Consider the following 10,110-nt stretch of genomic DNA (forward strand, 5'->3'; position numbering starts at 1 on the left):
GTAATGGGTTTGTTCCAATTCATAAACTTATGAAGACCGCCCAGTTTTTCAATTCTCTTATGTCCGGGTCTTAGATAAAGGTGATAAGCATTTGCAATTATCATCTGAAATCCCATATCTAAGATCTCTTCTGATGAAATGCCTTTGACTGTTGCGTGCGTTGCCACAGGCATGAACGCAGGGGTTTGAATCTCGCCGTGGGCTGTTGTCATTTTGCCCAGCCTAGCTCGGGTGGTTTCATCATTCTTTTTTATTTCGAAACTGAACATATTTTCCGTTAGAAGTAGAAAAGTAGAAAAAGAGCTATATAGATTTAGATACCCAGCACTTCTTTCATGGTATAGATTCCAGAATCTTTTCCTGGAAGCCACTTTACTGCTCTAAGGACTCCTTTTGAAAAATTATCGCGGCTCATAGCTCTGTGGGTAAGCTCTATCCTCTCGCCAGATCCGCAGAACATAACCGTATGCTCTCCCACAATATCCCCTGCCCTTATTGTCTGCATACCTATTTCTTTCTCTCCTCTCTCGCCAATTACTCCGTGTCTCTCAAACCTAGCAGAGGCTGAAAAATCTCGACCCAGCCCCTCTGCCGCAGACTCACCTAACCTAAGCGCTGTGCCGCTTGGAGCGTCAATTTTGTGTTTGTGATGAGCTTCAATGATTTCAACATCATAGTCCTCACCTAATATCTCGGCCAATCTTTTTGTAGCCTCAAACATTACATTTACACCAATGCTCATATTAGGCGATAAAACACAAGGGAAATTTTGCGCAAGCTTTGTTAACTCGGCTTTCTGATCATCTTCAAATCCTGTCGTACCGATTACCATTGCAATATTATTTGCAGCGGCATAACGCGCATTATCTAAGGTAGAAGATGGAGAAGTGAAGTCGACAATCACATCAGCTTTACTTGATGCATCTTGTGTAGATGAGCTTATAGTGGCCCCTACCTCACTATCTCCTAGAGCAAGTCCAATGTCCTTGCCTATATCAGGATGCTCGTTAATCTCAGTTCCGCCTACTATCTGGATGTCACTATCAGCGTTTAGGAGATGGAAAATGCTTTTTCCCATCCGGCCGCAAACGCCCATTATTGATACATTTATCATATTCTATTCCGTGATCTCTATCTCTGGAACGGCTTCCTCAACACAGTTCTCAAAACAATCACCGCCGGTCACTTTCCATTTTTTATCAAACAGCCCTAGAGAATACCTGCTTTTTTGGTTTAAGTTCGTAACCTGTCCGGTAGTGGGTGATTTTAGTGTCTGGTCAAGCTCGACAGCTACTGTAGAACTAAACTCGTAGATTTGAACTCCTATGACCTCAAAATTATTAATCCTAATATCATTATCTTTATACAATTTTCTCATCTGAATGACATATCCTGCTTCATCGATGCTTGGAGCATAAGAGTACTTATACGCTTCCTTAAAATTCTCTTGCTGAAGTGCTCTGAGAAATCTCTCAACTACTACAGTCGGCGAAGGATCATATTTAGGCCTTTCTGGATTGGTATCCACTATTGTTTTATCTGCACAGGAAATGGCTGCAAATGTAACAATGAGAAGAAGTGCCGCGTTAATATATTTAAGCTTCATTATAACTTTCCCGATATTGGTTTATAATGAGCAATAGAATAATTGCTGGGCTGTAGAATTCAAGATAATTTTTGTGTATTAACTATGCAGTTATAAAGAGATTTGATATGAGCCAACTAAATGAACCCCCTTATGTAAAACTTTTTATGGGCCTTATCTATAACCAAGCCGAGTCTGAGAACACGGCGCTTAAAAAGCTTAGCGCTGAGCTTGGAGAAATAGACTATCAGAGTCCAGAGACCCATTTTGATCATAGCACCTATTACAAAGATGAGATGGGAGAGGGTTTGCTTAGAAAACTTATAACATTTAAAAAGCTTATCCCAAGAGAGCAAATCGTTGGGGTTAAGGCATTTACAAATAAGCTCGAAGAGGTATTTTCATATGAAGACAGAAGAAGTATTAATATAGACCCTGGCTATATAGCGTATGAGCATGTAATACTTTCTACAGGCAAAGGCTACTCCCATAGACCATACTTAGGCAGTGGAGTTTATGCAGATTTGACCCTTATTTATATGAATGACGAATATAAAACGTTAAACTGGACATATCCTGATTACGGAACTAAAGAGATGAGAGCGTTATTTAAACATTTAAGACAACAATATGCAGGCCAGCTGGCTGAGGAATCAAATATATGAAAAGTATGACAGGTTACGGCAAAAGCGAAATAGAGACAAAGAGCGGAAAACTCACTGTTGAGGCTCGATCTGAGAATCACAGGTTTTTAGACATTAAATTTCAGCTGCCCGAGCTTATTTCGTCAATTGAGAATCAGTTAAACGAAGCAGTTAAAAATCAGATACTAAGGGGTAAGATAAGGGTTAGCCTAACACTTGAATCAGCAATTAATAACACAATCTCTCTTAATCTTGATCTTGCAAAAAAAGCTAAAAACAGCATAGATAAACTAAAAAAAGAGGTTGGTATAAAAGAAGAGACTAAACTTGAGCATTTTCTTATGATAAGGGAGATATTCTCTTCCGAATCAACCAAGAGCCTTAGTAAAAACGAGACTAATCAAATTAGAACGACTGTGCTAGCTGCAATCAAGAAGCTTGATGACGCCCGGGCCTCAGAAGGGCGAAAGCTTGAAAAAGACATAAAACAGAGGCTTAAAACTATAGAGAAGCTAACTGGCACCATCCAGTCCAAAAGAAAAGATTTCTTAAAAAACACCTCAGCCAGGCTTATAGAAAGAATAGAGAAACTGCTTGAAGACACAAAGATCGATGAAGAGAGGCTATATCAGGAAACAGCATTCTTGGCAGAACGAAGCGATATCACAGAAGAGATAGTTAGGCTTAAGGCCCACATAAGTAAATTCAGAGAAACTTGCAGCAAGAAAGGTTCAATTGGAAAAGAGCTAGATTTCCTTCTTCAGGAAATGAACAGAGAGGCCGGCACAATATCAGCTAAATCTAAAGATGCGACTATCTCTCACTGCATTATAGACCTTAGATCCGAGATGGAGAAGATAAGAGAACAGGTTCAAAATATAGAATAGAAATTAAGTTGGCATTGAGGTTATTTGAAACACTAAGCCCCGTGTGTTATGATTCCACGGTTTTTACTTAACCATTAACTTACGAGAATACACAAAGGAGTCCTAGATTATGAGCATTTTAGTAAACAAAGATAGCAAGGTAATTGTGCAGGGTATCACCGGAAGTGCAGGTCTTTTTCATGCCACCCAGTGCCGTGATTACGGAACTCAGGTAGTTGGCGGAGTAACACCAGGAAAAGGCGGAACAGAGGTCGAAGGGTTCCCGGTTTTTGACACAGTTGAAGATGCAAGAAGAGTGACCGGAGCAAACACCTCATTAATTTTTGTACCGGCTGCGTTTGCTATGGACTCCATGATAGAAGCAATTGACGCTGGCGTTGAGCTTGTGATCTGCATCACAGAGGGCGTTCCGACACTTGATATGGTTAAAGTAAAAAAATTCATGGAAGGAAAAGACGTAACCCTAATCGGGCCAAACTGCCCAGGAGTTATGACCCCAGGCGAGGCAAAAGTTGGTATTATGCCCGGCTATATTCATACACCTGGAAATGTTGGAATTATCTCACGTAGCGGAACCCTAACATATGAGGCAGTATGGCAGCTATCAGAGCTTGGAATAGGACAGTCGACATCAGTAGGAATAGGCGGAGACCCAATTATCGGTTCCACATTTATTGATGTTTTAAAACTTTTCAATCAGGATGACGACACAGAGGCGATTATCTTAATCGGTGAGATCGGCGGAAGCGCTGAAGAAGAAGCAGCCGCATACATTAAAGAAAACGTAGATAAACCTGTTGTCGCATTTATTGCAGGGTCAACAGCGCCGAAAGGAAAAAGAATGGGTCATGCAGGTGCCATTATTTCAGGTAGCTCAGGAAGCGCCAAAGACAAAGTTGCCGCTCTTGAAGATGCCGGGGTTAAGGTATGCCCTAGCCCAGCTGAGATGGGCGAGACGCTAAAAGCTGCCATTTCATAAATCAATCATAAATAGAAATATTTTCTTTTAACCACTCGTAGTGTTTCTCAAGCCCGATTTTTACATCTACTTTGGGATTGTATCCAAAATCCGTATTTGCTTTAGTGATATCTGAAAAAGTGTGCTTGGCATCTCCTCTTTGAGGGTCTGTGTGAACCAGGTTTGCTGATTTGCCCACAATCTCTTCAATCAATCTAATTGCATCTAGTAGTTCTATTCTGCTTCCGCCGCCAACGTTATAGACCTCTCCAGCTCTGCCGCTTTTAAAGGCTTGGAGGTTTGCCTCGACAGCATCATCAATGTATGTAAAATCCCTAGTCTGCTTGCCGGTGCCGTAAATATCAATCCGATCCCCTTTCATTACCGCGCTGATGAATTTATGAAACGCCATATCCGGGCGCTGCCTTGGTCCATAGACTGTAAAGTATCTAAGAGACACCGTGGGTACTCCATAACCTTTGCTATATAAGCAGGCTAGATGCTCTGCGGCAAGTTTTGAGACTCCGTATGGAGATACCGGATTTGTGGGGGAAGTCTCTTTGATAGGCAAGTCCGTAGAATCACCATAGACTGATGAAGAGGAGGCATAGACGAATTTATCTAGGTTCTTATCAGTACATGCTTCTAAAAGCTTTTGAGTACCGAGTATATTATTCTCAACGTATTGATTAAAACTTCCTCCCCAGCTTGCCCTTACTCCTGCTATTGCCGCCTGGTGAAAAACACCACTTATATCAGATAAAATCTCATCCCAGTTAACTTCTAAAATATCCGCCTCAACAAACTTAAAACCTGAATTGTTTAGAAGATTTTCTATATTTCGTTCTTTTATCTTGCGGGGGTAGTAATCAAAAAAGGAATCTAACCCTACGACCTCCATACCCTCTTCTATAAGCCTTTCAGATAGGCTAGAACCTATAAAACCACAGGCCCCGGTCACAAGTACTTTCATAAAGCTCCTCTCTACATTTTGCTATCAATATACCCAATCTGCCTTACAATTTGACAAAGAATAAAATAACATTAGTATGAAAATATGAACTATAAACTAATAATACCAGTATTTATCTTACTGTCAGCACTACTTCCGGGGTTATCTTTAGCACTTCCAGCCCCATGTACTCAAGAAGAGCTTTTGCAAAGCTCTGATTTTGCAGTTGAGGGACGGGTTACTAAAATTGAGTGCGAAGCGCCGTATGAGTCTAAAGAGTGCACAGCTAAAGAAGGCGCTCAAAATTTTGTACCGGAGCTCTTGGCTGCATGCACAGCAACCGTAGAAGTATCAGAAAATATTAAGGGACCATATGATAAAGGTGAGAGCGCAGAGATAAAATATCTTCAGCTTGTCCAAAAATGCCATAACGGAGATCACATAATCCCAGGAAGCCCGGTTAAGAATTTTGTTCCTAATTCTGTTATAAAATATTTCAACTCAGAGCAGTGTAAATACTGGAACTATTCTCAAATTTCTGTTCCGCCCGCTCAAGATTCAGAGTGATTTAATAAATATGCCTCTTAGTCCATTTGAACTTGAGATATATCAGAACATTCTAAGTTCTATCGCTGAGGAGATGGGCGTAGTACTCATACGGGCAGGGTTTTCTCCCAATATCAAAGAGAGAAGAGATCTGTCTTGCGCCATATTTCAATCAAACGGAGATATGATAGCGCAGGCGGCACATATACCTATTCACCTTGGTTCTATGAGTTTTGCTGTAAGAGCCGTGCTTGATATGCCGCAGATAAATGAAGGTGATGTTTTGGTACTAAATGACCCATTTCAGGGTGGCACCCATCTTCCCGATATCACATGTATTATGCCAGTCTTCTATAACAGGAAGCTTGAATTTTTTGTGGCGTCAAGAGCACATCATGCAGATATTGGAGGCCTTACACCCGGCTCTATGCCGCTATCCACATCAATAGATGAAGAAGGCATCTTAATATCCCCGTCCAAACTATATACAAAGGGGAGATTGAATAAGAACTTGTTTGACCAGATCCTAAAATCTACTAGAGACCCCGAGGAAAGAGAGGGTGACTTTAATGCCCAGATCGGAGCAATTGGGCTTGGGGAGAAAAGACTTGTAGAGACAATTAAAAAATATTCGCTCAATAAAGTAAAACAAGCGGGAGATGAGCTTTTAAATTATAGCGAGAAAATAATGAAGGATGTTATAAAGCAAATTCCTGATGGCGAGTACGAATTTGAGGATTACATGGATAATGATGGCGCAGGAACAACAAAGATTCCGATAAAGGCAAAAATAAGAATCAAAGGCTCTAAAGCAAAAGTAGATTTTAGAGGAACCTCGCCAAAAGTTGCAGGCAATCTTAACGCGCCTTACAGTGTTACCACTGCAGCTACTATATATGTTTTTCAGTGCCTTGCTCCTAAGAGCATGCCGCTTAACTCAGGGCCGCTGAGAACAGTTGAGATAATAGTGGATGAGGATTCCATTTTGAACGCTCAGTACCCAGCGGCCGTTGTCGGGGGAAATGTTGAAACTTCTCAAAGGGTAGTAGATGTCGTATTCGGCGCACTTTCAAAAGCGGCGCCTAAGAAAGTGCAGGCTGCAAGCGCAGGCTCGATGAGTAATTTCACATTCGGGGGGATAAACCCAAGGACAAATAGAAGCTACGCCTATTATGAGACCATAGCTGGTGGCATGGGTGGCAGATACGGACTAGAGGGAGTAAGCGCAGTACAAACTCATATGACTAATACACTTAACACTCCTGTTGAATCACTTGAAAGAGAGCTTCCAGTTATGATTAACTCTTACTCAATTAAGAAAAATAGCGGCGGAAATGGCAAATACAGGGGTGGAGACGCAATAGTAAGAGAGTATAAGTTTTTATCTAAGGCAACGGTGTCAATGATAACGGAGAGAAGAAGATTTGCTCCCTATGGTATAAAAGGCGGTGAGCCTGGGAAAAAAGGCAGAAACTTACTCATCAGAAACAATAAACGAAGCATAATTAAGCCCAAAGCTAGTTTTGATGTAAATAAGAATGATATAATCAGAATCGAAACCCCCGGCGGTGGTGGATGGGGTAAGGCTAGATAATGAATATAGATAAACCAAAATTAAACCCGATTGAAGCTTTTCCAGTTGAACATGAGGGGCAGAGGCTTATATGCCTTAGAGACCCGAATAATGTAAGTGATAAGGTTATGCTGCTTTCCAGAGAGACGGTCTACATCATAAGCCTGTTTGACGGACAGAACACTATTGAAGACATTCAAAAAGAATGCGAGGAAAAATTTGGCGAGAGAATTCCCGACCAGGAACTAGCGCAGTTAATTGGTCAATTAGACGATGCGCTTTTTTTAGACAGTAAAAGGTTTAGTGACCATCAAAATAAAATCGCCCAAGATTTTTATACTTCAATTGTTAGGCCCTCTAGCCAAGCAGGACTTTCTTACCCAATTGAAAAAGCTGAGCTGGTAGAGTGGTTTGAGAAATTTTTTAAAGAGGCACAACACAAAGAGCCTTTTGAAAAACCTGTCGGCACGCTCAAAGGTTTGATATCTCCTCATATAGACTACACAAGGGGCGGGCATCTCTATGCAAAGGCGTACAGAGAACTAGATGAGAGCTGTAGCGCAGATACTTACATTATTTTCGGTACATCTCATTACGCCCAGGTTGATAACCCTTTTATCTTAACCAGAAAGAGCTTTGAGACCCCTTTTGGAATTGCCGAGAGCGATAGCGAGATCATAGATAGATTGGAGACACAGTGTAATTGGGACCTATTTGAGGGTGAGATTGCTCATAGAACTGAGCACTCAATTGAGTTTCAGGTTGCATTCTTACAGTATGTTCTTGGAGAGCAGAAAAATTATAAAATCGTCCCTATACTATGCAACTCCTTTTTCAGCCTAGTGCAAGAAGGTAAATCACCCAGCCAAGATGAGCGGGTATCTAAATTTTTAGATAGTTTTTCAAAAATAATAAACGAGCTAGGAGACAAAGCGTTTATAATAGCAGGAGTCGATATGGCCCACGTCGGGCCTAAATTTGGGGATAGGGAAGAAGTAAATGAGGAGATACTAACTAAGATAGAACAAAGGGATATTCGAAGCTTGGAGTTTAGCGAGAAATTAGATGCGGAGGGTTTTTACAGATCTGTGGAAGAAGAAAAAGACTGGCGAAGAGTATGCGGCCTGTCTTCTATTTATGCCACACTTAGTACAATTAACGCTGATAATGGTAAGCTGCTTGGATATGATCAAGCACTTGAACCCGATACTGGATCAGTTGTGAGCTTTGCGAGCTTAGGTTTTTATTCATAAGATAATATGTCAAAAAAATTCTTAATCATAGACGCGCACGAGGACATAGCTTTTCACTTAAACTATTTCAAAAGGGATTTCGTAAACCCTCAGACCCCTTGCATGATTACCCTGCCCTGGCTTAAAGAGGGCAATGTGCGCATTGTTTTCAATACAGTATTTATTCATCCTAAACATAAACCCGACAAATCAGCTGAATCCGCCAGCGAGCAGCTGGATACATATGATAAGATCTATGAGCAATATAGTAATGATGTCTACCAAATTAAAACTGCGCATGATCTGGATAGATTTGGCCAAGACGATAAGATCGGTTTTCTAACCTTGATGGAAGGGGCTGATCCAGTAGAAAATGTGAGTGATCTTGATGGTTTTTATCAAAGGGGCATAAGGATAATCGGCCCTGCCTGGAATAATAAAAACAAATTTGCCTCAGGAAGCGACTCTGAAGATGGTCTCTCAGATGAGGGCGTGAATCTTATTCATAAAATGAATGAGCTAGGAATTACGCTTGATCTATCTCACCTTAATGAAAAGTGCTTTTGGGAGGCGATTGAACTAACACAGCTAATTCCTATCGCAACCCATTCTAACGCTAGAGCTTTAACCGATCATACAAGAAACTTGAGGGATGAACAGCTACGAGCTATATCTGAAAGAGGCGGGGTCACAGGGATTGTGCTATACAACTATTTTCTTAAAATGAGTGATAAAACTCCTTCGCTTGAAGAAGTATTTGCTCACGTGGACTATATGGTAAACCTTTGCGGTGAGGATCATGTTGGAATTGGGAGCGATATGGACGGGGCCAGAATTGAGGATTTTCCACAGGGCCTGGAAACAATTGCTGACATGCCAAAGATTGCAGAGTATTTTTGTTCAAAAGGATATAGCGATAGTAGAGTTGAGAAAATTATGAGCGGCAATTTTTTAAGGGTAATGAAAAGCAATTTAAGTTAAATATTATTGTTGCTAACTTTTGTCAGCCACAATTCAATTACTAATACAGCATTTGCAGGTATTAGACCTTCTATCCCCTCTTTCCCGTAAGCTAGATGCGGGCTAGCCTTTACTTTCCTGTATCCACCTACTTTCATTCCAATCAAAGTAAGCCTCACAGCTGCTATCAATTCCCTGGTTTTAAGATTGTCTGACTGATTTTCGAGGAATCGAACTTCATCGCCATTATTGAGTGATATCCTACAGTTGTAACTAACTCGGTCAGCAGGTTTAGCAATTTCACCTTCGCCTTGTGTTTCACTAAGAAGTTTTATACCTTTGGCAATTTTCACTTTGACCTGCACTAGTTTTACATTCTCTCAATCACAGCGTCGGCAAATTCTTGAGTACCTAGGTCACCGCCAAGATCTCTTGTAGTAGCGCCAAGCTCAACAGCTTTGTTATAAGCATTTCTGATTTTTGTTGCGCATTCTGCGTAATATTCAATCCCTTCATTTTCTGTAAGATAATTAAGCATCATTACACATGACATCATCAGTGCTAGAGGGTTTGCTATGTTTTTGCCGGCTATATCGGGAGCAGAGCCGTGTACTGCTTCAAAAACTGCTCTACCATCCCCTATGTTTGAGCCAGGTACTACACCAAGCCCACCGACTAAGCCTGCGCACAGGTCGCTAAGCAGGTCGCCGTATAAGTTTTCGAGCAGAAGTATGTCAAACTGGGTCGGGTCCTGTACAAGTTTCATACAGCCA

The 10,110-nt window shown here is 41.1% G+C and carries 13 protein-coding genes; 7 read left to right on the forward strand and 6 right to left on the reverse strand.

Features of this window, described 5'->3' with window-relative positions; translation table 11 throughout:
* From AAF462_06360 to AAF462_06370, 3 genes are all read right to left on the reverse strand, one after another.
* Positions 1-269 (reverse strand): tRNA-guanine transglycosylase (locus tag AAF462_06360; GenBank protein ID MEM7008745.1); only part of this gene is annotated, 269 nt, incomplete at its 3' end.
* A 44-nt stretch (positions 270-313) separates the two neighbouring features.
* The gene (dapB, locus tag AAF462_06365; GenBank protein ID MEM7008746.1) at positions 314-1,114 is read right to left on the reverse strand and encodes a 4-hydroxy-tetrahydrodipicolinate reductase; all 801 of its coding nucleotides are present in this window, start codon (positions 1,112-1,114) and stop codon (positions 314-316) included.
* A 3-nt stretch (positions 1,115-1,117) separates the two neighbouring features.
* Positions 1,118-1,606 carry a hypothetical protein gene (locus AAF462_06370; protein MEM7008747.1) on the reverse strand — a complete coding sequence of 163 codons (489 nt, stop codon included), beginning with the start codon at positions 1,604-1,606 and terminating at the stop codon, positions 1,118-1,120.
* A gap of 107 nt (positions 1,607-1,713) precedes the next feature.
* Between AAF462_06370 and AAF462_06375 the strand changes: the two genes are divergently transcribed.
* The 3 genes from AAF462_06375 (at position 1,714) to sucD (ending at position 4,095) form a co-directional block, all read left to right on the forward strand.
* Positions 1,714-2,250: a DUF4416 family protein gene (locus AAF462_06375; protein ID MEM7008748.1), complete on the forward strand. Its 537-nt coding sequence runs from the start codon at positions 1,714-1,716 to the stop codon at positions 2,248-2,250.
* Positions 2,247-3,116 carry a YicC/YloC family endoribonuclease gene (locus AAF462_06380; GenBank protein ID MEM7008749.1) on the forward strand — a complete coding sequence of 290 codons (870 nt, stop codon included), beginning with the start codon at positions 2,247-2,249 and terminating at the stop codon, positions 3,114-3,116. The genes AAF462_06375 and AAF462_06380 overlap by 4 nt, the downstream gene beginning before the upstream one ends.
* Before the next feature lie 109 nt (positions 3,117-3,225).
* Positions 3,226-4,095 (forward strand): succinate--CoA ligase subunit alpha, encoded by an 870-nt coding sequence (gene sucD / locus AAF462_06385; GenBank protein MEM7008750.1) that lies wholly within the window; start codon positions 3,226-3,228, stop codon positions 4,093-4,095.
* Between the two features lies 1 nt (position 4,096).
* On the opposite strand, the gene AAF462_06390 is transcribed toward sucD, so the two are convergent.
* The gene (locus tag AAF462_06390; GenBank protein ID MEM7008751.1) at positions 4,097-5,047 is read right to left on the reverse strand and encodes an NAD-dependent epimerase/dehydratase family protein; all 951 of its coding nucleotides are present in this window, start codon (positions 5,045-5,047) and stop codon (positions 4,097-4,099) included.
* A gap of 84 nt (positions 5,048-5,131) precedes the next feature.
* On the opposite strand from AAF462_06390, the gene AAF462_06395 reads away from it, so the two are divergent.
* Genes AAF462_06395 through AAF462_06410 form a run of 4 tightly spaced genes read left to right on the forward strand, consistent with a single transcriptional unit; the run spans position 5,132 to position 9,358 of the window.
* Entirely contained in the window at positions 5,132-5,593 is a 462-nt protein-coding gene (locus tag AAF462_06395; protein ID MEM7008752.1) for a hypothetical protein, read from the forward strand.
* 10 nt (positions 5,594-5,603) lie between these two features.
* Entirely contained in the window at positions 5,604-7,166 is a 1,563-nt protein-coding gene (locus AAF462_06400; GenBank protein MEM7008753.1) for a hydantoinase B/oxoprolinase family protein, read from the forward strand.
* Positions 7,166-8,398 carry an AmmeMemoRadiSam system protein B gene (amrB, locus tag AAF462_06405; protein MEM7008754.1) on the forward strand — a complete coding sequence of 411 codons (1,233 nt, stop codon included), beginning with the start codon at positions 7,166-7,168 and terminating at the stop codon, positions 8,396-8,398. The genes AAF462_06400 and amrB overlap by 1 nt, the downstream gene beginning before the upstream one ends.
* A gap of 6 nt (positions 8,399-8,404) precedes the next feature.
* Positions 8,405-9,358: a dipeptidase gene (locus AAF462_06410; GenBank protein ID MEM7008755.1), complete on the forward strand. Its 954-nt coding sequence runs from the start codon at positions 8,405-8,407 to the stop codon at positions 9,356-9,358.
* On the opposite strand, the gene AAF462_06415 is transcribed toward AAF462_06410, so the two are convergent.
* Complete coding sequence (locus AAF462_06415; protein ID MEM7008756.1) at positions 9,355-9,690, reverse strand: FKBP-type peptidyl-prolyl cis-trans isomerase; 336 nt, start codon at positions 9,688-9,690, stop codon at positions 9,355-9,357. The genes AAF462_06410 and AAF462_06415 overlap by 4 nt on opposite strands.
* Before the next feature lie 17 nt (positions 9,691-9,707).
* A partial coding sequence (locus tag AAF462_06420) for an isocitrate/isopropylmalate family dehydrogenase (GenBank protein MEM7008757.1) occupies positions 9,708-10,110 on the reverse strand: 403 nt, incomplete at its 5' end.

This window comes from Thermodesulfobacteriota bacterium (assembly GCA_039028315.1).
GTDB lineage: Bacteria > Desulfobacterota_D > UBA1144 > Nemesobacterales > UBA2774 > CR02bin9.